Raw genomic sequence first — 22539 nt, 5'->3', positions numbered from 1 at the left:
AGTGTAGCGATAATTATATTCTCCACATGAAGTGGTTCAAACTTTATAACGTGAAATCTGTTTTAGGCCTATTTTTATAAACCTCAGCAGCTTTCTCGAATTGATTAGCTACTTGAAGAAGCTTCCCTTCTTCAAAAACATTTCCTATTAGCTGTAAGCCTATTGGTAAACCGGATTTATCAAAACCACATGGCAGGCTGATTGCAGGCAATCCAGCTAAATTTGCCGGAATCGTCAATAAATCCGATAGATACATCGCCATTGGATTATCCATATTATCTCCAGAGCCGAAAGCAGTAGTAGGTGCTGTTGGAGCTAACAAAACATCTACTTTTTTAAAAGCATCATCAAAGTCTCTCCGTATCAAAGTTCGAACTTGCTGGGCTTTCTTGTAGTAAGCATCAACATAACCAGCGGATAGGGCATAGGTTCCAATAAGAATTCTTCGTTTAACTTCACTTCCAAAACCAAGTGCTCTACTTTTGGAGGTCATTTCTATAAGAGATTGTGCATCTTCCGAGCGGAATCCATATTTGACACCGTCGTATCTAGCTAGATTCGCTGAAGCTTCAGATGGGGCAATAACGTAATAGGTAGCAATTCCATCATTGAAACGAGGACAAGAAACATTAACAATTTCTGCGCCTAAGTTTTCTAGAAGCGAGGCAGAGCCAAGAACAGATTCTTTAACATCAGTGGCTAAGCCTTCATGATCAAAGCAGTTATCGATTAAGCCTATTTTCATACCCTTAATTGACTTAGACAGGCTCTCTAAATAATTGGGAACAGGAATATCAACAGTAGTTGAATCAAACTCATCTTTGCCTGATATTACTTGCAAGATTTCAGCTGCATCAGAAACATTATTCGCAAATGGACCAACCTGATCTAAAGAGCTAGCAAAAGCTATTAACCCCCATCGACTTACTCGGCCATAAGTTGGTTTCATGCCAACAACGCCACAAAAAGAAGCAGGTTGTCGAATTGAGCCGCCAGTATCAGAACCAAGAGATCCGTAACATAATCCAGCAGCAACAGAAGCTGCACTACCACCAGAGCTGCCTCCTGGTACTTTTGTAATGTTCCATGGATTCAAAGTAGGACCAAATGCAGAGGTTTCTGTAGAACTGCCCATAGCAAATTCATCCATATTTGTCTTGCCAATCATTATTGCTCCTGCGTTCAAAAGTTTTTTTGTAACTGTTGACTCATATGGCGGTACAAAGTTGTCTAAAATCTTGCTTGCGCAAGTTGTCTTAATTCCTTTTGTACAAAGGTTGTCTTTTATAGCAATGGGTATTCCTGACAAAGGAGGTAAATGGTCGCCAGAAGCTATTTGTTTATCGATATGGTCAGCTTTGCTTAGGGCTAGCTCACTATTAACTGTTAGAAAGGAATTCAGAGTTGGATCTAATTGTTTTATTCGGTTTATTTTTTCTTGAACAAGCTCTTTAGAAGAGACCTCACCACTTTTCAATTTCTGGCGTAAGTCTTCAAAAGTCATTATTAAATTATAAAAAAATATTTTTAAGCTTATGACGTTAGAGGCTCATTACGGCGACACCTAATTAAACTATGATTAATTTTCTTGGGTGACTCTGCAGAAAGATCTTCTATAAAAGCATTTAATCTGACTTTCAAGCTACGGCGAGTTAGAAAAGGACCAAACCAATAAGTTACCTCTGGTTGAATTGTCTCAACCTTGGCCCACCAGGCCAAGCCAAAACTATTACCTAAGCTTCGAAGAGCCCTAATGGGACCCATAAGTAAACTGCATTTAATTTACTATACTTTCTTTACTAGATGTTTATCAAATAAAAATGGAATATTATGTTCACTTGATGATGAAACATATATTTGAAGTCAAAAAATGTTGAGTATAAAAAGCTGTGGGTGATGCAATTAATAATCTAATTTAATTATGATGTTTTATAAATCCTAATAAAACTATAAAAAATATACGCTTCTTTTAAAGATTAAATTTAAAGAGATTAGTTGTTATTTTCAGATGAAATCTGAGGTTTCAATAATCTAGGAGAAGGATCTTGCCCAGAGATTGAGCGCATCCATCTAGATCTTGCCACTTCATATAAGAAAATAGACGTAGCGACTGATGCATTAAGACTTGTAGTCACCCCTTTAAGAGGAATCCTTACTAAATGGTCACATAACCTTCTAGTTATTAAAGAAATTCCTTTATCTTCGGACCCAACGACTACAACTAAAGGTCCTATAAATTTGATTTCAGATAATGTAGAAGGCCCTTCCTCCGCAAGGCCAAGAACGGTATAACCTTCATCTTTTAACTTTTCCAAAGACCTATTTAAATTAACAACTCTTGCCACCGGCAAATGTTCCAGAGCTCCAGCAGCGACTTTTGCAACAGATCCAGTTAAACCTGCACTGCGCCTTTGTGGGAGGATTAAGCCTTGAGCACCAAGAGCTTCGGCCGATCGAATTATTGCTCCAAGATTTTGAGGATCAGTTAATCCATCTAAGGCCAAAAGCAATGATGAATCACCAAAAGCTTTGCAAGCATCTATTAAATTCTTCAAGTCATGTGTTTTGGATGCGGCAATTTGTAAAACTATTCCTTGATGAACTGCGCCATTTGTAAGCTGGCCAAGCCTTGACCAGGAAACTTCTTCAACCAAGACTCCAGAAGATTTTGATTCTTTGAGAAGTTGAAAAAACTTTGGTGAACTTCGTAATTCAGAGGTACACCAAATTCTATGAATTGCTCTGCCACCTAAAAGAGCTGCCTCAGTTGAATGCCGGCCCCAAATTAAATCATCACTTAATGTTTTGGTGAAACTTTCCGAATATGAAAGAGGTGTTTTATTTTCTTCTCTTCTGTAATTGTTCGTTTCCTGAGAATTCTGATTTCGGAATGAAGGTTTTGTCGATTTCCTTTCGAATCGATTGGATCCTCTGTAATTGTTAGTTTCTTGAGAATTTTGCTTTCTGTATGAAGAGTTAATCGATTTTCGTTCAAATCGATTAGATCCTCTGTAATTAGAATTTGAATGGTTACTACTTCTTAATCTTTCAGATGATTCTTTATCTGATGAGTATTGATTTACTTGATCAGATGAAAGACGATTGATTTTATTGTTTGCTCTTCTTTGATCATTAAAGTTTGACTTTTTTATGTCATTATCTTGACGAGAATAATTACTACTTCGTTTATTAAATGAAGAGTTTTTTGAATTCCTTGTGTCTTTATTGAAACGATAACTCATTTTATAAGAACTATTGTCTAGTTAATGGGTCGATCAAGAAGATCGAATAAATCAGCAAGCCGATTTGGATTTTTCAAAAACAACCATCCAACAATAGTCTCAAATCCTGTAGCAATTGCATATGTGGCTGCATCTACATTTTTAGGGCCTCTCCCTGCTTTGTTTCTACCTTTTCTGAGGAAATCCTTTTCAACATCAGTTAAAAAAGGTTCGATTTTTCGGATTGCTCTAGCTTGACTGGATGCATTCACCTCATTAACAACAGCATTATGCAAATCCTTTGATCGCATTGGACTAGTGCAATATCTCAACCTTTGATGCATTTCCCATACAGAATCACCAAGCCAAGCTAATTGCAAAGGACCTAAGCCATCTGGAGAGATGGTTGATTTGTAAGAGCGAATCCAATCAGTCAAGCTGACAATTTAGCAATTGCTGTATTTAGATCTGGTGCAAGGTGTAGGTATTCCTCTAAGCGAACTAGTTTAATTGTTTGAACAACTCTAGGATTGCCAACAACATTAAATGCTCTTTTGGATTGAGTGCATTTTTTAACAGCTTGAACCATTGCACCTAGGCCACAAGAATCAATGAAATCGATATTAGATAAATCAATAACGACTGAAAGTTGATTAGAAGCTAAAACTTCATTGATATATGTAGTGAATTGCTTCTCCGAATAGGCATCTAGTTGACCAGTGAAATTTATCACCAAACAACCATTTTGCTGGTTAAAACCACCTCTAAGAGAAACAGTAAGTCGTTGTAATTCAGCTATGGAATTAGTCCCCTATGTCTTCATGATGGAAGTGTAGTGATAGAAACCAAATTAATCCACGATTCTTCTCCGTTCTTCGATTAAGGTTACGAAATGATTAAAATGATGATCAGCATCGTGAGGGCCTGGGCTTGCCTCAGGGTGATATTGAACCCCAAAGAAAGGCATATCAATTACTGAAATAGCTGCAACTGTTTGGTCATTTAAATTAAATCGTGTAATTTTTACTTTGTCGGTATTAAGAGAATCTGAATTCAAAGCGAAACCATGATTTTGACTGGTAATTTCAACTTTTCCATTCAATCCACATGGATGATTTAATCCTCTGTGCCCGTAAGAAAGTTTAAATGTTTTTCCACCCAAAGCCAATCCAAGGATCTGATGACCTAAGCAAATTCCAAAAACAGGTATTTTTTTGTATTCAATTAAATTTTTAGCAAGGTTAATACCACTCTCAACTGTGGATGGATCGCCAGGTCCATTGGAAAGGAAAACACCTTCAGGGGATAAAGCTAAAACATCTGATATTTCAGCATTTGCAGGCAAAACAGTTACTTCACAACCATGAGCGACTAATCGATCTAATATCGATTTCTTTATACCAAAATCTATAGCGACAACTTTGTATGGAATTCTTTGAATATTTTTAATTCTCTTATCAAATAAAACAGGACAACTTGAATTAACTTTAAAAGAGCTTTTAGTTGTTACTTTATCAACAAGATTGAGACCACTCATTGAAGGAGATTCTTCTAAAAGTGAAAATAAATCAGCAATTGAATAGTTTGACTCTGATGAAATAACTCCATTCAGAGACCCAGATTCTCTTATATGTCTAACAAGTGCTCTTGTATCTATTCCATGAATTCCAACAACATTTTCATCCTTTAACCATTTTTCAAACGAAATTTCATGTCTCCAGTTACTTGAAGTTTTAGATATTTGACGAGCTATTACTCCTTTAACTGAAGGATTTGATGATTCATTATCCTCAGAATTGAATCCAGTATTTCCAATTTCTGGGTAGGTAAAAGTAATTAACTGTCCGTAATAACTTGGGTCAGTTATGACTTCCTGATATCCTGTCATACCAGTATTAAATACGACTTCTCCAGAAACAGTCCCTACTGAACCAAAAGACAATCCTTCAAAATAGGTCCCATCTTCTAATAACAATATTGCAGAGCAATCAGTATCAAAAAACATAAGAAATACGGTTTATCAGGTTAAAAGAATTAGGTGGCTAAAAAATCTCTTAACTGCTTGAAAAGGAGCCATGATTTATCTGTATTCAAACAATCTAATGATCGTTTGACACCTAAATACAAATCATCCTCAGCTCCAGATACCCATAAAACAAGAGCGGTATTTAATGCTACGACTTCTTTGTGATATTTATTTCCTTCTCCTTTAAGTAAAGACATTAAAATTAGAGAGTTTTTTTTCAAATCATCACCTTTCAAACATTCATTAGAGATTTCAGTAAGTCCAAGATCACTGGGTTTAATAATTTCAGATCTAATGACACCTTTATCTAAGAACCGAAATTGATTAGGACCAGCCAAAGAAGCCTCATCAAGACCACCCGCACCATGAACCACTACAGCTCTTTTAAGCCCCATTCCTTTTAAAGCTACTGATATTGAATCAAGTAAATCAGCTTTTGCTACTCCCAATACTTGAGACTTTGGTCTAAGTGGGTTAACTAATGGACCAAGCAAATTAAAAATGGTTCTAACTCCTAAGCTTTTTCTTAAAGGAGCAAGGTTTACCAATGAAGGATGCCAAGAAGGAGCAAAAAGAAATGTAATGCCCAAATTCTTTAAAGCTTGAACAATTTTTTCGGAAGGAACATTTAAAGGTAATCCTAATTTTTCTAACACATCAGCTGATCCAACCTTCCCACTTGCACTACGATTACCATGTTTAGCAATTTTCACTCCTAATGCAGCTGAGACAAAAGCAACTGCTGTAGAAATATTGAATGTGTTAGCTCCATCTCCACCAGTACCACATGTATCAACCAAGTCAAAAGGTGGCAAATCCGATGGTGTAATCGAGGCATCTTGAAGGATTTTTGCCATTGCAGAAAGCTCATCACCTGAAACACCCTTTGCTCTAAATGCCGCTAATAATGCCCCCGTTTGAACTGGTTCAATTTTATCTTCAAGCCATGAATTCATTAAAAAATTAGATTGCTCTTCAGTTAAATCATTGGCTGAAAGAAGTGATTCAAGGATTACTGAAAAAGATATAGGATTTAATGGGGTCATTTATCAGAAAGTGGCTGAATGCTAAGCATTCCCAGCAGAATATTGTTCATAACTTAATCATTAATATATCAACTATATAAGTTGTTTAAATAAAAAAATAATTTCCTAACATTAAGCTTCAGAGGAATCGGACGTATCAAACCCAGAACCAACGTTTTCAGGACTTGAATGACTTGTAGGACGAAATCCCTCTGACCAAAGTTTTCTTGTTATTGCCTCTAATTTCTCACGATTAATGCTCCATTTTTTTAATAATTTTTCCATGTCAGAATTAAGATCTTCAGCACCTTTAAAATCTTGATAGCGAATTATTAATCTAGCTAGTTCAACAAAATTGTTAGAAGTTGGCGAATCTATGGCACATAAACGATCAAGATTTTCTCTATCTGTTGAATACAGTGGGTGATTTTGAGCCTCGTTCATAAATTAGTTAAATTGGATTTTACTCACGTCCATGGGCTTATATTGCCTAGGTTAGTGTGCATATTAATAAAAGAATGGCTGCATTAAGACTAGATCTAATAAAAAACTACCTAAGACCACACAAGAAGGAGCTAATAATTGGTGCATTCTGTCTAATTTTTGTAAATATTTTAAGTGTTGCAATTCCAATGGAAGTTAGAAGTATCGTTGATGATCTAAAGGAAGGATTTACATTTTCATACGTCATAAATAAGTCGACATGGTTAATACTCTTGGCAACAGTGATGGGGGGAGCAAGGTTGATATCTCGGCAACTCGTATTTGGTGTCGGTAGACAAGTAGAAGTTTCATTAAGACAAAAATTATTTGATCGCATGTTGGAACAAGATCCCGGATGGGTTCAAACCATAGGGACTGGAGAAGTAATAACAAGAGCTACTAGCGATTTAGAAAACATTCGAAGATTGCTTGGTTTCACTGTCCTTAGTCTTACAAACACATTATTGGCATACACATTTACATTGCCAGCGATGCTGTCAATCGATCCACTTTTAACCTTTTTTGCCATATCCGTCTATCCAGTTTTACTTGGCACCGTTGGTTTGTTTGGGGGAAGAATGGTTAAACAAAGAAAGCGGCAGCAACAGGCATTATCAGAATTAAGTGAATTAATCCAAGAAGATTTATCTGGTATTAGCGCCATTAAGATTTATGGTCAAGAACAAGCTGAACAAAAAGCATTCGCGAAATTAAATATTAAATACAGAGACGCTGCAATTAACCTTGCAAGAACTGCAAGTACTTTATTTCCATTACTTCAAGGTTTATCCTCAATCTCTTTGCTTCTTCTTATTGCAATAGGTAGTGGGCAACTCAGCAGTGGAAGTCTTACAGTGGGAGGATTAGTAGCTTTAATTCTTTATGTAGAAAGACTAGTTTTCCCAACAGCCTTACTAGGATTCACACTTAATACTTTTCAATTAGGCCAAGTAAGTTTAGAGAGAGTAGAAGAGCTACTAAATCATGAACCAACAATCAAAGATAAAGACAAGACTATAAATATAACTAAACCTATTTCAGGAAAGTTAGAAGCAAGAAACCTCTCAATAAAGTATGAAGATTCTCCTAGAAAAATACTTGATGAAATTTCATTCATAATAAATCCAGGAGAAATAGTTGCTTTAGTAGGCCCTGTAGGTTGCGGTAAAACAACATTGGCAAGAGCTCTTGGAAGGATGATTAAAATCGAGGAAGGAACATTGTTTTTAGATGAGAATGATGTTCTGGAAATAAAGCTAAAACAATTAAGAAGCCATATCGCGCTAGTGCCTCAAGAGGGATATCTTTTTACAGAAACACTTTCTGAAAATATAAAATACGGAAATCCAGAAGCCTCCTTAGATAAAGTCCAGCAATCAGCCTATGAAGCGCGAATGACAGATGACATAAAAGGTTTTCCAGATGGTCTGAAAACACTTGTAGGTGAAAGAGGCATAACACTTAGCGGTGGACAAAGACAACGAACAGCTCTAAGTAGAGCATTACTTGTAGATTCAAAAATAATTGTTCTTGATGATGCTTTAGCAAGTGTGGACAATAAAACAGCTTCGGCAATACTTCAAACGATAAAAAACCAATATAGTAAAACGGTATTAATGATTAGTCATCAACTATCAGCTGCTGCTGCGTGTGATCGAATATTAGTAATGAGTGATGGAAAAATTGTACAAGAGGGAACTCATCAATTCTTAATTAAGAAAGATGGTTTATATAAAAGCATGTGGGAGAGAGAAAAAGCTAAAGAGCAACTTCAATCAGATGATTAATCATTACTTATTAAAGTTTTTTAATCAATTCGAACTTAATTAGATATAAGATAGAAAAACAATTATGTTCATTAAGATAATTATGAAATCATGAGCGAATTAACAAAATATAAACTTATTTGCGATCTAGCATTTGGCGATATTTACATTCAAATCCTTGCATGGATGGGTGTGATTTTTGTAAGTCTTGCTGCAGGTCTTGCATTAATGGGCTCATCAAGACCAATTTTCGCTCTTTTAGGTGTTGGTTTAATCCTTGTATTAAGCCTCCCTTTCTTGTTATTTGCATTTGTTACTACACTAATAAATCATATAAAAATAGAAACTATAAATTAAAGTTATGATTAAAAAGATAAGTGACTATTTAACAATAATAATTGATAAGCTATATTCTGATAAAAGTACAGAAAAGCTAAAGAAGAAAGTGCTTCATACAATATTAAAAATTGATCTAAGCGCAAAACCAAAAGAGAATGAGCAAGAAATATTTTTTGGATGTGGCTGCTTTTGGGGAGCAGAGAAAGGTTTCTGGAGGTTGCCAGGAGTTGTTAATACTGCCGTGGGATATGCTGGCGGTCAGAAGGACAACCCAAACTATAGAGAAGTATGTTCTGGCCTAACAGGTCATAGTGAAGTCGTAAGAGTTGTTTGGAATAATAATAAAATTGATTTAAGCGACTTACTAAAGTTATTTTGGGAATGCCATGATCCAACACAGGGCAATCGTCAGGGTAACGATAGTGGAAGCCAATATAGATCTGCCATTTATACGACAAGCAAAGATCAGCTAAGTAAAGCAATACAAAGCAAAAATAGCTACCAAAAAGAGCTACAAAATAATGGCTTTGGAGAAATTACTACAGAGATTCAAAATGATATTAAGTTCTATTTTGCTGAGGATTATCATCAACAATATTTAGCAAAACCTGATAGCAGACCATATTGCTCTGCGATGCCAACAAAGGTAAAGTTTAAAGACTTTAGTGGCGCAAACTTTAAGCTAAATGAGGAAATTTGGACTAACTATAATTGGGACATAAGTCATTGTATTCTTAGAGGCGAGAATACACCGATTAAATCTAATTTATAATGAATGATCAATTACCAGATAGAATAGTTTTGCTTATAATATTAGCTACGTTGTTGTTAGTATTCTTTTTAGCATTTAGTTTCAAATCTGAGAAGATTGAACAAGAAAAAACAATTCAATGGATGGATAGCTCGTTAAATACTGAATATACTTATCCAAGCTGAAGAGAAATATATATTACTTGGATTATATTTCTTTTAAAATATGAAAAATAATAAATTAGAAAAAAACATAGAAAGAGCCAGGATAAACTTATACAATATTCTTGCAATTTTAATTGTAATTATTCCTGAATACTTTGCCGAGTTAATCTATTCAATCGAAGTATCGCAACATAAATCTATTTTACCGGATGAGGGAGATGCATGGGAAGAAGATGCTGAATTAAAACTCTCAAAGATGAATATCTATGAGTTAAGATTAATGGCTAAAAGACTATCTATTCATGGATATTCTAATGAGAATAGGAATTCACTCATTAGACGAATAATTAAGAAATCAAAGAAAAGAATTAAATGGAAATCATCAAAAATTCAAAATATCCGCAAGACCTTATTATAATTTAAAAACGGGACGTAGCGCAGCTTGGTAGCGCACCACTTTGGGGTAGTGGGGGTCGTGGGTTCAAATCCCGCCGTTCCGATAAAATCGAATGTATTACTAATCTGAGTCGTGGACTAAAGATTGAATTAATTTCGCTGTACTAATCAGAACTGCCAAAAAAACAAAAAGAGTTAAAAAAATAATTAACGCAAAGAGAGCTGGTGGGATGTCAATTTCACCAAAAGAAACAATGAATAAAGTAAATAAAAATCTCATCAAAGCAAATACATATCATAAATCAATAATAAACCAACGAATATAGGAAACTTATATTTATAAAGCCGACAATATAAAAACACCAAAAGCTAAACGATAATACACGAAAACAAAAGTATTATTTTTAGCTAAGAACTTTAGAAAAAAATCAATAGCAAATATTGAAGAAAAGAAAGATGATATAATCCCAATGATTGTAGGTAGAATATCGATTAAAGATAACGTTCTAAATATTGTAATTAATTCGACAAGTCCTGAAATTGAAATAGCCGGAATACCAACTAGAAAAGAAAGTCTAGCTGCTGTCTTTCTTTCGATACCTGAAAACAATGCTGATGACATAGTAATACCAGATCTTGAAACCCCAGGAAATATAGCTAAAGCTTGTGCAAGGCCTAACAGTATAACATCCCTAATATTAATGTCCTTAAATAACTTTTTTCTATTGCCATAGATTTCCGAAAGAGCTAGCAATAGTGCCATAATAATAGAGATTATAGCTATGGAAAATAAACTTCTGAAATTCGAATCAGCGTAATTCGGCCAATATAATTTAATAAGTGAACCAAAAACAAATATTGGTATACTAGCTATAAAGATGTATGTAGATAGTCTTGTATTATGATCTTTGAAAACATTATGATGTTTAAAAATTGAAAAAAAAGAACCAACAATTAAACTAAGTTGATTTCGAAAATAATAAATAATAGCTACTGCGCTACCTAATTGTATAGAAGCAGAAAAAGACACCCCAGGATCATTCCATCCAAAAATATGAGGTATTACTATCAAATGAGCTGTACTACTAATTGGAAGAAACTCAGTAAAACCTTGGACTATGCCTAAGAAAAAAGATTTAATGCAAATAAATATAAACGGAATAATTTCTTCAGACATATTTAAAAAATAATAAAAACACAAGCCCAATAAATTTCTATAAATTTTCAATTAGTATAGATATGATTTCATAAATAAAAATAAATCATGAGAAAAAAAATTATATTCTCATTAATTCTTGCATTGGCTTCCTTAGGCGGATTCCAAACAAAGGCCAAAGCAGATTACTGGTTAGTAATTGGTAGCTATAGACAAGGTCCTGGAGGGAAACCACAAGTAAGCGGTATCACCAGTCCATCATTATTTGCAATACCTTTTGGTTCCGAAAAGATGTGTAAGGAGGCTGGAAGAAAAATTGAGAATGATATCTACAAACCTGTCTGGCAATTTGATAGCAAATGGACATGCATTAAAAATCGAAGTGATTAAAAGATAATCATACGTCACTTAAAATATCAGATAGAGAAAAATCATCGCTGTACGTCATGAGCGCAGCCATCTCCTTCATAGTCATCACTATTGTAGTATCCATTCTTAGTGCCAAAAAAAACAGCCGAGATAACAAAAGGTAATGCTACAAAAATCAAAAAATTTGATAAATTCAAATTACTTAAATTCAATTCTATGGATACAATCTAACAAGGAAATCAAAATAGTGACACAAACATTCTTTATTAATAATTAATCTATTAAACCAAAAACAAAGAGTTAACTAAACCGATTTAGTACAGGATTTACAGCAAGCTCAATAATAATATAAGTTACTATAAACCAGGCAAACAAAAAGAATATCATTAAGCTTGGACCCTTGAGAAAAGGTTGGAAATAATTTTTCGATCCATCTCCCTCTAGGAAAGACCTGCATTCCTTAACCTGAGAATTCGCAAGTCGATAATAGTCTGAGCCAGGTAATCTGTTATCTATATATATTTTCCTAAGGTTCTTAATTAATGGTTCTGGCTTTTCAGTAATTAAAAAAGCAACCAATTCACCAGGTCTTAAATCAATTCTTGTTCTTTCAAGGTTGTTAGTAATACCAATATTGAATAAATCACCATTTTGAATCAAATAAACATAAGAAGCCATTTTATAGGCATGAGTAAGTTTTTATAGTTTTTAATGATAGTGTATAAAAAGAATAAAAGATAAAAGTTTAACAAAAGATAAAACAAACAAACAATAGATCATATAATCTATAATATTTAATACAATCTAAGAGTATTAAAAATGGTAGTCATTAGTCATTAATTTATATATCCTACGGTTTTGATTGATTTCAACAGTGGTATCTGAATTAATATAGGATAAAGAATTCTGCGGAATCGAAGTTTGTATCATGCGTATAAAATCTGTTAAATTATTGCCTTTCAAACCTGATCCTTTTGATTTAATCATTTCATCTTCTTGCTGCGATTTCCATAAAATTGTATTATTAAATTGAGAAGATTTAAGATGCCAAATCTTTTCAAATTTTTTCCATATTTTACTATATTCACGCAGTGATTCTTGAATCAGAATACGATAGTCTTTTTCACTCTGAGTCAATGATAAGTTAAATTCGTCCTCAGCCAATTCATCAATTTTTAATAAATCTGAAACTGGTTCGCAGCCTACAAACCATCCCTCCAAAATTAAAACTCTAGTTTTTAATTCACACCACCCGGACCTATCTCCTCTCCCATCTCTTAAAGATTTATCAAAAGTAGGGCTACATAAAACACCAGTATTTAAAAAGGTGTCTAGTGATTGATGCAATAAATCTAAAGAATGACTTCCAGGGAAGCCTCTAGGAACATTCCATGGATTACCATTAATAGCAATATCCATTTCTTGTCCAGGCAAATAAAAATCATCCAAAGATATAACTTTAATATCTAAAGATAATTCTTTTGCAACACTATCAATCCAAAATCCTAAAGTAGACTTACCAGAACCAGGTAGGCCTGAAAAGCCTATTATTATTGGATTATTGATACAATTAATATAATTTTCTAAGACAGAAAAAAATGGAAATGTTAATGACCATTTCCAATCTGATTTTGTATTTGGTTTCCAATATTTATCAATATTTGATTGCCTATTAATATCAGACCATTTATGAAAAAAAAGTGAGGGGTTAATCGATAAACCTTCAAGAAATAAGCGATATGTATCAAGAGGAAAAAGGAAATCATTCCTTATATCCTTTGGAAAAATATCGCTTATATCATAATGCTTATTTAGCATAATTCTCAAAGCTTTTAATAACATCTTCAACACTATTTGACCACCCCTCTGCATGAGGCGCATTCGCTAATCTAAAAGAACCTTTGTCAATGCCGTCCTGTAGATACTTATTTGGACCATTCTTACCAGGAATAACAATAGATATATCTGCATATTCAAGTAAAGGAAGATCATTTTGAGAATCGCCAAGTGCAATAATCTTTACATCTTTGTTCTGTAGATATACCTTTAATTTATTAACAGCTTGTCCTTTATGACTTTCACTAGAGAGTAAATGACTCATCCGATTCCCCTTGAAAACATGAACATTATAAGAATCACAAATAAGCTTTACTTTTTCAAAGATTTCATCAGGAGGATTTAAGAACGGAACACTCCACTGTCTATCTAAGGCTCTAATAATACCTTGATCTGATAAACCAGTAAGTCTAAATATTTGATTTTTACTTAAATCATTCAAAGGAATTAAATGGTAGCCAACTTCTTTAGATATATTCATTAATGTAATTCTCAATTCCTTATAACTTTTACCTAAGATCAATTCCCACTCAGAAGAATTATTTAAATTGTTCCCATAAATAGCCGCACCATTCTCGACAATAAAAGGATCTGTTAATCCATTCTCATCTCTAAAATATCTAACCTCAGAAGCTGTTTTACTTGTACAAGGTATTACAGGAATAGCCATTCCTGATAACATATTCAATGTTTTCTTTGCAGGAGAAATATCGTAACTATCGTCCATTAATGTTCCATCAAGATCTGTAACTATCCAATATTTAGAGTTATTTTTCATGGGACTATTCAACTAAAGAGAACCAAACCACTTGATATGGATTAAGCTTAAATGTATCAGTATTAAAATAGGAGCCTGTAATATTATCCATCAAACGTTTATTCGAAGAAAATTCAGAAAAATCAAGTTCGTTTAATGTAGAAATATTTATACATTTGCTAGACATATTACAAAAGACATAAACACTTTCTTCATCTAAACCTCTTTGAATAATTACACAATTATCAATATTAGTTGATATACATTTCATACTCTCCTCCGGATGAAAAGCTTTAAGTCGTGATCTAACTTTAACTATATGAGTAAGATATGAAATATTTTTACTGGATGGAGAATCAAATTTCTTAAGTTCCTCAAGTAATTTATTAGCCTCAAATTTCTCTCGATTTAAATCTCTTCTTTGCCCTGTTTTTCTAAAAGAATCAAGATCATTAGGCGATGCTAAAATAGATGGAAGGTAAAAAGCTGGAACTCCTTTCAAAGATAAAGTGAATAACTGACTGAGCAAAAAACGTTCAAATTGAAATAAAGTAATATCAGATCCATTATGAGTCATAGCACTCCACCAACTAATGTTTAATTCATATGGCTGGTCTTCTCCATTCGACAGGCGGCGATGACTAACTAATCCTCCTCGCTTCTCTGATTCTACCAAGAGATTATGGACTCTCTTCTCGTCCATAATTCCTTCTAATGCTCTTAACCCAATGCCATCGTGTGAAGAAGTGAAATTAAGCAGAGATGTATGTTTTGGCAACTCATTCCAATTAGATAACCAATCATTCAGTAAATCTGTTTTACCTGTATAAATAGCCTCTAATAATAAAGGAGGTAGAGTAAAGTTATAAGCGAGATTTGCTTCATTACCTTCGATCAAATAAGAAAGATTTTCCTTCTCAGGAACATTTGTCTCGGTAATTAATACAGCGGTTGGCTTAATAATCTTCAAGCATTTATTTAAAAGCTTGACTATTAAATGAACTGGCTCCAAATGCAAACACGTCGTATATGGCTCCTTCCAAATAAATGCAATTGCATCAAGTCGAATCCATTCAGCTCCATTAGTTACATATCTAACCAATAATTTCAAAAATTCTAAAAAAACATATGGATTTCTCCACTCAACATCAATCTGATCTGGCCCAAAAGTTGTCCAAACATTCCTAAAGCCCTTGTCTGTATTGATTTGAGTGAAAAGAGATGAATTTCTAGGCCTTATCACTTGCTCCCAAATATGAGTCTCAGAAGGCGCAACAATGTACGACGAGCCAGGGTCCTCTGATTTTATAAATTGATGAACCCATGGATGAGAAGAAGAGACATGATTTAAAACAAGATCTGCCATTATTTTATGGTTACTTGATAAATCCTTTAAATCATTCCAATTTCCAAATGTATCTTCAATTTTTTCATGATTAGAGACAGCAAATCCTCCATCACTTGTAGAAGGAAGAAATGGTAAAACATGTATGACTGAAGAAAGGCCTCTTAATCTATTTTTTACGAATTCAGTTAATGTTTTTAAAGTTGATTCATCTTTCCTATAAATTGAATCTGGGTAAGTAATCAAAACTACACTTGAAGAATCCCAAATTGATTCATTATTTAATTCATGGGTGTCTTGAACAACACGAAATGGATCTAGAATCTGCAACAATTGAGACCACACTGAATTGATTTCTTGTTCAGTATGCTCAGGATAAATTTCTCTGAGAGACAATCTCAACTCATCTAATTCACTATCCAGCTCAGACACTCTTTAAAAGGAAAACAATCTTCTCTACCTCATCGTAGCTCCCACATTGAATCTGTAAAACTTTTTTCTTGAATGGACTTTCAGCAGGGTTTAATCACAACTATTCATGAGTACGGACTAGCAAAAGATCCAGTATCTCAATTAAACAAAGACCTATTAAAACGGCCAACATCAATACTAATTCCATGCCTATTCGACGAGTTCAGTAGGCCAGCATTAAAACTTATAAGAAGCACTTTAAAAGAATTAAAAAATTTAAACCAATTAGTCATAGCCCTATCTGCAAGTAATAAAGATGAGGTAGCTAATGCAAGGGATTTCTTTAAAGAAATGCCCTTCCCAGTTCACGTCCAATGGACTAATAGTCCAAGAGTTATTGAATTACTAAAAAACCAGGAAAAGAACGGTCTGGATCTTTTAGGTGTTCCTGGCAAAGGTTGGGCAGTATGGCAAGGAGTTGGTGTTGCGACAAAAAGCTCTGAAGTCGTAGCACTTTTTGATGCTGACATCAGAACATTCAACTCTAATTATCCATCGAGAATGCTGAGCCCCTTACTCGAAAAGTCAAATGGGATTTCATACGTAAAAGCTTTTTACAGCCGTTTATCCCTTGAGACAAATGCACTACAAGGTAGAGCGACAAGATTATTTGTAGGTCCACTCCTCTCAAGTTTGGAACAATTAATCGGGAACGTCCCATTCCTCCAATATCTACAGTCTTTTAGATATCCATTAGCTGGGGAGTTTGCATTTACTACAGACTTAGCAATGAATTTAAGAATCCCATGCGATTGGGGCTTAGAGATAGGGCTTCTCTCAGAGGTCTATAAAAATGTAAGAATATCAAGAATCGCACAAGTTGATTTAGGGATTTTTGACCATAAGCACAAAGAAATAGGTTCAAAAGCTAGTGAGGGCTTACAAAAAATGTCAACAGAAATATTATCAAGTGTTCTGAGAGGATTAATGGAGCATGAAGCAAGAACACTTACTAGTTCTCAATTAGCAAATTTGGAGGTTTTGTATAGAAGAGCAGGGGAAGATAGGGTAAAACAATTTAGTTTAGATTCCTCAGTAAATCAATTACCCTACAGTCGACATAAAGAAGAGTTAGCAGTTCATACTTTTGGAAAACTATTAAGACCTGCAATCAATAAATTCCTTGAATCACCTGTAAAGCAGCAATTACCTTGCTGGGCAAGGGTTTTAGACTGTGAGAGTAAATTGCAAGATGATTTAGAAAAGGCCGGATGCATATAAAAATCTTATAAGAAATAAATACTCATAAAAAGGCTTTAATTAGTAATGAAATGCCAACAGCAAAAGACACTAATTCAAAAACAAATTTAATAAATTTGGAACCTTTAATTATTGAAAAATAAGCGCCAAAATAACCACCCATAAGAGAGCCTAAAATTAAAACAGGGATATAGCTCCAAATAATATTTCCCGTTAATCCTAAAGAAAGTGCTCCAATTCCATTCCAAAAAATACCTACAAAAATCAAGGTATAAGCAACCGCAACAGAAAAAGATAAATTATACATTTTTATCATCCAAATTGTTACAAATAGTCCTGTACCAGAAGAAAGATAGCCATTTAAGAACCCAATAATAAAAAGACCTAATAAGCCAATAATTTTTCTTAACTTATTAATTTCAATTTCTTGAGTTGAGCTGCCAAGTTGTTTCTGCTTAATTGAATAAAAGCCAAGAAATAAAGTCAAAACCCCTAATATGCTAGTAGAAAAATCATTAGGTAAAATGGATGACGTATAGGCGCCTAATAAAACACCAGGGATACCAGAAATTAATATCAAAAAAGCAAATTTTATTTGTAATCTATTTTTCTTTAGGTGAGGGATTGATGCGCCAAATCCAAGCGCAACACTAGCAACTTTATGAGTTGCCAAAGCTGTTGAGAATGGCAATCCCAAAAAAAGAAGAGCTGGAAGTTGTATTAAACCTGCACCTCCTCCAGATAAAGCAGAGATAAAATTAGAAAAAAGTGATATAAATCCCAAACTAATTTGAGAAAGAATATCATTATTTAACATATAAATCTAAATGTAACTTTTAATACCAAAATAATCTCTAACAATCGATTTAGATATTCTTAATCATTTCCCTTCTAATTAGATCAATACAATTTGGATGTTCATGAATATACCTATTAAATTCCATTGCAAGTAATCTAGCTTCATATGCATCACATGCGTAGAAGCAATTCTCAAGACGTTGATTATCACAGTCCCTATAATGAACCGTGTAAGGTCTTAAGCTTGTAAGTGGGATTTTAAATTGAGTTTGATTCATTTTCAATTTATATTCCTATTTCAGTTATGCATCCATATGATTTTTTTTTCTACAGATGTCTTGTAACCAATATAAATTAAAATTTATTTAGAATCGGATTTTAAATTAAAAATCGATTTATAAAAGATTAAATAAATTAGTAAACTTTTTTCACATGGTCAAAGTATCTGAAATAGATCTAGGATCTGCACTTTTATCAACTTTTATCTTATTAGGGTTTATAGCTACGGCTTTTGTCTTTGTAAGACTAACGATAATAGGAATTAACTATGTAAAGGTTAATTATTTAAAAGAAGAAGAAAAAGACAAGGAGAAAAAGGAAAACGAAAGTGAATCGAAAGGTTTTTAAAGTCGATATATAAAGAAAAAATCATAAGAAATTCTTTCCAAGATATAAAGAAATTAATAGTAAATGGATAGTTAATTCATTAATAGCTAGAATATGTTAATTTATTGAGATCTAAGTTATCCATAATGGAAGTAAATCCACTAATACCAATTGGGGCAAAGATAAAAGTAGATAAATCGAAAATCGAAAATCTTCTACAAAAAAAATTGTTGGATAACTTGCCTCTACATATAAATGCAGAAATCGTAGATTATAAAATGACAGATGGGATGGGAATTGGATATGTGTTAATGACAGAAAATAATCTAAAAATATGGATTTTCAACACAGAATTAAATGAACAAACAATCAGAGAATATAAAATGGAAGATACGAATAAATATCACAAAAACCAAAATGGTGATTTCACAGCAGGGAAATATAAAGTTGCTTATCCGATAAATGGAAACAGAGATATAAGCATAATAATAAACCCAATTAATTTAATTAACTGGTTGATATATACGCTAAAAGATATTGTCTAAGCTAATAATTAACTTCTCGTTTAAAAATAAGAAATAACATTTTTCCAAGTTTAATTGTTTCTGTAAGCTCCCAACTTTCCAATCCTTTTTTATTAAGGAATTTACTTATTTGAATAGCAGGATGCTCAGAATCTTCATCATCCTGAAATTGTTCTGGGAATTGATCTTTAAGAAAATCTGCACTAAGTGAACCTTTAAGTTTTTCGCTTGCAACCTCTGGATTACTAGATCCTTCAATTTCACTTAATGAATAATCTACGTTTAGATGGACCACATGATATTCCCACTTCATAAATATGATTTAAGATGTTTTTATTATACATAATTGAAGAATAAGCAATTATGATGATCTCAGATTTCAAAAAAGTTAAAATTCAGAAAACTAATCAAATTAATATTAATATGAATAAAAGCGAATTGGAATCATCGTGGAAGGTTTTGACCCAGCTATAAATTATGGTCCAAATGATGCGGGCATATCAGCGATAACAATAATTGTAGGAATTGTTGGTATTATTGCTATTTCATGGCTTTTTGGAAAAATATATGAACAAGTAGCTAATATTTTCGAGAAGAAGAATAAAAATGATTTATAAAAAATCATGAATTAAAGATATGTTTATCTATAAAAACAAACATATTTGAATCAAAATTATTTATAAATCAACTAATAATTCTATATAGTTGTGAATTATTGCGAACTAAAATAACAAAACTATATGAGATGTAGTAATTTGTTAGCTATCTATTAATCGTTACTTATGTTAGCTTCATTGATGGTTCATGATTGGGCAACGCCATTAAATCTATCGGCTCCTATAGCTGGGATACTAACTATAGGTGGCTTTATGGGTTACTACAGTTTATCTAGGAAGTTTTAAAATTATAGCTTAATAGTAAAGAAAACATATTTTAACCTATAAATGAAGAAGTTAAGCTGGCTAGAATTTGATGAATGCATTTATTCAATATATAAAAAATGCAAAAACAAAAATTTTGAAGGAGTTTATGGTTTCCCTAGGGGAGGTTTGTGTCTTGCAGTTGCATTAAGTCATTCACTTGGACTTCCGTTATTAGATAGACCTAAAAATAATTCACTCATAGTTGATGATATTTATGATACTGGACATACGCTTGAAAAAATAAAAAATATAAAAGGTTTAGAAACTCATGTATGGGTTAGTAAAAAAAAGCCAACATGGTGGAATTCATATAAATATATCAAAGATAATGAATGGATTATTTTTCCTTGGGAGAATATAAATGAAGCTAGTAAAGATAGAGATTTATACAATAAATCTAGAAATTAATTTTTTACCACATTAATTCATTGTTATGATCTAGCCTAGATGATAAATCAACTGAGTTTAAACTCAATAATTTGTTTAATTTCTTTGCAAACTCATAAGTATCTCCCTTTAATCCTATATTAATATAATCATTATTTTTTTTTATTTTTTTTCTGAATTTCAATAAACCGATACATTTTTTCCAGTTGTTTTCATTATTATAATTATATGCCCATAGATCAAAAATATCCTCAATTATATTAATGGGAATCTCGGAAGAATAACCTGTAATAGAATCATCTAATTGATATCGATCAAATTTCGAATCAAAAGCCAGAATATCTAATGTGCTATTAATTGCTTCTTTAACTTCACTTGCCGCATTAATACCAAATAATTCCTTCCTATAGCATTCAAGCAAATCGATACCTGAAGAATTCAAAATATCATCATCCTCAGTAAAATTAACAACCCAAAAGCTTTTATCATCATCTATTCCTGACGCCAAATATAGATTTACAGATTTAGTCATTAATTAAATTCTATAGACGTTATGCAATAAATAGGGCTTAGAAAAAAGCAATTTAATAAAAAGATATCTAACTATAAAATAATAATCTTTATGTACTTAATTTGAAAAAATTATTTTTATTGTAAAAATAAACATAACATCATAAATAAATGGAAAAAGTAGTCTCAAGTAAATCCATGGGTTATCGAAAAAGCCTTGGCCCTGGAATTCTTTTAGCAGCAGCATGCATAGGTGGATCTCACCTGATGTCATCCACCACAGCAGGAGCAAAATTTGGATTTTCGCTTCTTGGCCTTATTCTACTAACAAATCTAGTTAAATATCCATTTTTACTTGTCGGAACAAGATTTACAGCAGTTACAGGTCTATCACTTTTAGAGGGATTTCAAAAACGTAATAAATTTTATTTACCTATATATTTGATAGTTGGATTAATTACAGGTACATTAACTATTTCGGCCGTAAGCTTTGTTACTGGTCTTCTTTTAAAAAATATTGTAATTTTTTCATCCTTTCCTGAATTAGATTTAGCTATAGGTATATTAATAGTATGTTCATTAATATTATTTATTGGGCAATATAAAGCCCTTGATAGGATATCTAAGATTCTTGTATTTTTGCTTACATTATTAACATTTTTTGCTGTTATATCTTTATTAATAAAAGGCCCTGCCGGTGATATCAATATTTCATTTTTGAATAGCAGTCCCTCTCCCTGGACTCTCTCAAATCTAGGTTTCTTAATCCCACTTATGGGGTGGATGCCCGGTCCAGTAGAACTTTGCATATGGCCATCTCTATGGATGTTCTCCAGAGCCAAAGAGACAAAGCATACAGCTACTTTGAAAGAAGCAGAATTTGATTTCAATATTGGATATTTCATTACAGTTCTTACTGCAATTTTCTTTCTAATTCTTGGTGCATTCACGATGTATGGGACTGGCGATGAAATGCTTACAGGATCTGGAGTTAGTTTTGCTCAGAATTTAATCCGCTTATATACAGAATCCATTGGTAGCTGGGCAAAGTGGATCATTGTACCTGCAGCTTTTGCAGCAATGTTTAGCACCACGCTTACATGTCTAGATGCATATCCCAGGAGCATCTCATCAGCTCATGGCTTAACAGCTCGCACAGACAAGGGAAATAACTCTACTTTGACTGAGAAAAAACGTCTCAAAAAATGGATCATATTTCATGTTTTTGCATCACTATTTGCACTTCTTATTGCTAAGTCTGGAGGAATTGGAGTTAAAGACTATGTCTTCGGCGCTATGACCGGTAGTTTCCTGACAGCTCCTTTATTTGCCTGGATGGCTATGGATACAATGAATAGCTCATTAGTCAAAAGTCAATTTCGTTACGGAATTGCTCTAAAAACACTTTGCTGGTTTGGGATTTCATTCCTCACAGTCTTTAGTTTATTGTTCATATTCAATTCCTTCTTTGGTATTGGACAATAAG

At 33.1% G+C, this 22539-nt stretch carries 28 protein-coding genes and 1 tRNA gene; 12 read left to right on the top strand and 17 right to left on the bottom strand.

Going from position 1 to position 22539, the window contains the following annotated elements; all coding sequences use genetic code 11:
• Nucleotides 1-43: 43 nt before the first annotated feature.
• The 8 genes from gatA to O5639_RS01430 all read right to left on the bottom strand — a co-directional run bounded on the left by gatA (nt 44) and on the right by O5639_RS01430 (nt 6716).
• On the bottom strand, nt 44-1504 hold the full coding sequence (gene gatA, locus O5639_RS01465; protein ID WP_269624743.1) for an Asp-tRNA(Asn)/Glu-tRNA(Gln) amidotransferase subunit GatA: 1461 nt from the start codon (nt 1502-1504) through the stop codon (nt 44-46).
• A 29-nt stretch (nt 1505-1533) separates the two neighbouring features.
• Nucleotides 1534-1764: a DUF1816 domain-containing protein gene (locus tag O5639_RS01460; protein ID WP_269624742.1), complete on the bottom strand. Its 231-nt coding sequence runs from the start codon at nt 1762-1764 to the stop codon at nt 1534-1536.
• A gap of 227 nt (nt 1765-1991) precedes the next feature.
• The gene (gene rlmB / locus O5639_RS01455) at nt 1992-3242 is read right to left on the bottom strand and encodes a 23S rRNA (guanosine(2251)-2'-O)-methyltransferase RlmB (protein WP_269624741.1); all 1251 of its coding nucleotides are present in this window, start codon (nt 3240-3242) and stop codon (nt 1992-1994) included.
• Nucleotides 3243-3259: 17 nt separating this feature from the next.
• Nucleotides 3260-3658, bottom strand: a complete 399-nt coding sequence (locus tag O5639_RS01450; protein WP_269624740.1) for a Mini-ribonuclease 3 — start codon at nt 3656-3658, stop codon at nt 3260-3262.
• Nucleotides 3655-4020, bottom strand: a complete 366-nt coding sequence (locus O5639_RS01445; RefSeq protein ID WP_269625501.1) for an STAS domain-containing protein — start codon at nt 4018-4020, stop codon at nt 3655-3657. The genes O5639_RS01450 and O5639_RS01445 overlap by 4 nt, the downstream gene beginning before the upstream one ends.
• Nucleotides 4021-4071: 51 nt before the next feature.
• A complete protein-coding gene (gene carA, locus O5639_RS01440) occupies nt 4072-5226 on the bottom strand; it encodes a glutamine-hydrolyzing carbamoyl-phosphate synthase small subunit (RefSeq protein WP_269624739.1) in 1155 nt (384 codons plus the stop codon).
• 29 nt (nt 5227-5255) lie between these two features.
• Nucleotides 5256-6293 carry an anthranilate phosphoribosyltransferase gene (trpD, locus tag O5639_RS01435; protein ID WP_269624738.1) on the bottom strand — a complete coding sequence of 346 codons (1038 nt, stop codon included), beginning with the start codon at nt 6291-6293 and terminating at the stop codon, nt 5256-5258.
• 111 nt (nt 6294-6404) lie between these two features.
• Nucleotides 6405-6716, bottom strand: coding sequence for a DUF3288 family protein (locus O5639_RS01430; RefSeq protein ID WP_269624737.1), 312 nt, complete (start codon nt 6714-6716; stop codon nt 6405-6407).
• 74 nt (nt 6717-6790) lie between these two features.
• Between O5639_RS01430 and O5639_RS01425 the strand changes: the two genes are divergently transcribed.
• From O5639_RS01425 to O5639_RS01405, 5 genes are all read left to right on the top strand, one after another.
• On the top strand, nt 6791-8542 hold the full coding sequence (locus tag O5639_RS01425) for an ABC transporter ATP-binding protein (protein WP_269625500.1): 1752 nt from the start codon (nt 6791-6793) through the stop codon (nt 8540-8542).
• Nucleotides 8543-8632: 90 nt separating this feature from the next.
• A complete protein-coding gene (locus tag O5639_RS01420; RefSeq protein WP_269624736.1) occupies nt 8633-8878 on the top strand; it encodes a hypothetical protein in 246 nt (81 codons plus the stop codon).
• A gap of 4 nt (nt 8879-8882) precedes the next feature.
• The gene (gene msrA, locus O5639_RS01415; RefSeq protein WP_269624735.1) at nt 8883-9632 is read left to right on the top strand and encodes a peptide-methionine (S)-S-oxide reductase MsrA; all 750 of its coding nucleotides are present in this window, start codon (nt 8883-8885) and stop codon (nt 9630-9632) included.
• Between the two features lie 204 nt (nt 9633-9836).
• Entirely contained in the window at nt 9837-10193 is a 357-nt protein-coding gene (locus O5639_RS01410; RefSeq protein WP_269624734.1) for a hypothetical protein, read from the top strand.
• Nucleotides 10194-10201: 8 nt separating this feature from the next.
• Nucleotides 10202-10275: transfer RNA gene (locus O5639_RS01405), tRNA-Pro, on the top strand.
• A 233-nt stretch (nt 10276-10508) separates the two neighbouring features.
• Here O5639_RS01405 and O5639_RS01400 read toward each other — a convergent pair.
• Nucleotides 10509-11348 (bottom strand): undecaprenyl-diphosphate phosphatase, encoded by an 840-nt coding sequence (locus O5639_RS01400; protein ID WP_269624733.1) that lies wholly within the window; start codon nt 11346-11348, stop codon nt 10509-10511.
• A gap of 87 nt (nt 11349-11435) precedes the next feature.
• On the opposite strand from O5639_RS01400, the gene O5639_RS01395 reads away from it, so the two are divergent.
• Complete coding sequence (locus O5639_RS01395) at nt 11436-11717, top strand: hypothetical protein (RefSeq protein ID WP_269624732.1); 282 nt, start codon at nt 11436-11438, stop codon at nt 11715-11717.
• Between the two features lie 279 nt (nt 11718-11996).
• Here the strand turns inward: O5639_RS01395 and O5639_RS01390 are convergent, their stop codons facing one another.
• The 4 genes from O5639_RS01390 to O5639_RS01375 all read right to left on the bottom strand — a co-directional run bounded on the left by O5639_RS01390 (nt 11997) and on the right by O5639_RS01375 (nt 16066).
• Nucleotides 11997-12374, bottom strand: coding sequence for a GIY-YIG nuclease family protein (locus O5639_RS01390; protein WP_269624731.1), 378 nt, complete (start codon nt 12372-12374; stop codon nt 11997-11999).
• A gap of 135 nt (nt 12375-12509) precedes the next feature.
• Nucleotides 12510-13514, bottom strand: a complete 1005-nt coding sequence (locus O5639_RS01385; protein ID WP_269624730.1) for a uridine kinase — start codon at nt 13512-13514, stop codon at nt 12510-12512.
• Nucleotides 13504-14310: a mannosyl-3-phosphoglycerate phosphatase-related protein YedP gene (gene yedP / locus O5639_RS01380; RefSeq protein WP_269624729.1), complete on the bottom strand. Its 807-nt coding sequence runs from the start codon at nt 14308-14310 to the stop codon at nt 13504-13506. Before yedP ends, O5639_RS01385 begins: the two co-directional genes overlap by 11 nt.
• Before the next feature lie 4 nt (nt 14311-14314).
• Nucleotides 14315-16066 (bottom strand): sugar phosphorylase, encoded by a 1752-nt coding sequence (locus O5639_RS01375; RefSeq protein WP_269624728.1) that lies wholly within the window; start codon nt 16064-16066, stop codon nt 14315-14317.
• Nucleotides 16067-16138: 72 nt separating this feature from the next.
• On the opposite strand from O5639_RS01375, the gene O5639_RS01370 reads away from it, so the two are divergent.
• Nucleotides 16139-17326 (top strand): glycosyl transferase, encoded by a 1188-nt coding sequence (locus O5639_RS01370; protein ID WP_269624727.1) that lies wholly within the window; start codon nt 16139-16141, stop codon nt 17324-17326.
• A gap of 22 nt (nt 17327-17348) precedes the next feature.
• On the opposite strand, the gene O5639_RS01365 is transcribed toward O5639_RS01370, so the two are convergent.
• Both O5639_RS01365 and O5639_RS01360 read right to left on the bottom strand, forming a co-directional pair.
• Nucleotides 17349-18122 carry a sulfite exporter TauE/SafE family protein gene (locus O5639_RS01365; RefSeq protein ID WP_269624726.1) on the bottom strand — a complete coding sequence of 258 codons (774 nt, stop codon included), beginning with the start codon at nt 18120-18122 and terminating at the stop codon, nt 17349-17351.
• Between the two features lie 49 nt (nt 18123-18171).
• On the bottom strand, nt 18172-18381 hold the full coding sequence (locus tag O5639_RS01360; protein ID WP_269624725.1) for a hypothetical protein: 210 nt from the start codon (nt 18379-18381) through the stop codon (nt 18172-18174).
• A gap of 154 nt (nt 18382-18535) precedes the next feature.
• Here O5639_RS01360 and O5639_RS01355 point away from each other — a divergent pair, with 154 nt between their 5' ends.
• Nucleotides 18536-18730: a hypothetical protein gene (locus O5639_RS01355; protein ID WP_269624724.1), complete on the top strand. Its 195-nt coding sequence runs from the start codon at nt 18536-18538 to the stop codon at nt 18728-18730.
• Between the two features lie 125 nt (nt 18731-18855).
• Entirely contained in the window at nt 18856-19254 is a 399-nt protein-coding gene (locus O5639_RS01350; RefSeq protein WP_269624723.1) for a DUF2862 domain-containing protein, read from the top strand.
• 1 nt (nt 19255) lies between these two features.
• On the opposite strand, the gene O5639_RS01345 is transcribed toward O5639_RS01350, so the two are convergent.
• Nucleotides 19256-19546 carry a hypothetical protein gene (locus O5639_RS01345; protein WP_269624722.1) on the bottom strand — a complete coding sequence of 97 codons (291 nt, stop codon included), beginning with the start codon at nt 19544-19546 and terminating at the stop codon, nt 19256-19258.
• A gap of 136 nt (nt 19547-19682) precedes the next feature.
• Here O5639_RS01345 and O5639_RS01340 point away from each other — a divergent pair, with 136 nt between their 5' ends.
• Nucleotides 19683-19850, top strand: a complete 168-nt coding sequence (locus O5639_RS01340) for a hypothetical protein (RefSeq protein ID WP_269624721.1) — start codon at nt 19683-19685, stop codon at nt 19848-19850.
• A gap of 327 nt (nt 19851-20177) precedes the next feature.
• The gene (locus O5639_RS01335; protein ID WP_269624720.1) at nt 20178-20564 is read left to right on the top strand and encodes a phosphoribosyltransferase; all 387 of its coding nucleotides are present in this window, start codon (nt 20178-20180) and stop codon (nt 20562-20564) included.
• Nucleotides 20565-20568: 4 nt separating this feature from the next.
• Here the strand turns inward: O5639_RS01335 and O5639_RS01330 are convergent, their stop codons facing one another.
• Nucleotides 20569-21075, bottom strand: a complete 507-nt coding sequence (locus O5639_RS01330; RefSeq protein ID WP_269624719.1) for a josephin — start codon at nt 21073-21075, stop codon at nt 20569-20571.
• A gap of 149 nt (nt 21076-21224) precedes the next feature.
• Between O5639_RS01330 and O5639_RS01325 the strand changes: the two genes are divergently transcribed.
• Nucleotides 21225-22538, top strand: coding sequence for an NRAMP family divalent metal transporter (locus tag O5639_RS01325; protein WP_269624718.1), 1314 nt, complete (start codon nt 21225-21227; stop codon nt 22536-22538).
• The last annotated feature ends 1 nt before the right edge of the window (nt 22539 follow it).

This window comes from Prochlorococcus marinus str. MIT 1214 (assembly GCF_027359355.1).
Lineage (GTDB): Bacteria > Cyanobacteriota > Cyanobacteriia > PCC-6307 > Cyanobiaceae > Prochlorococcus_B > Prochlorococcus_B marinus_F.
The sequence above is the reverse complement of the archived record's forward strand: the minus strand, read 5'-3'. Positions and strand labels throughout refer to the sequence as shown.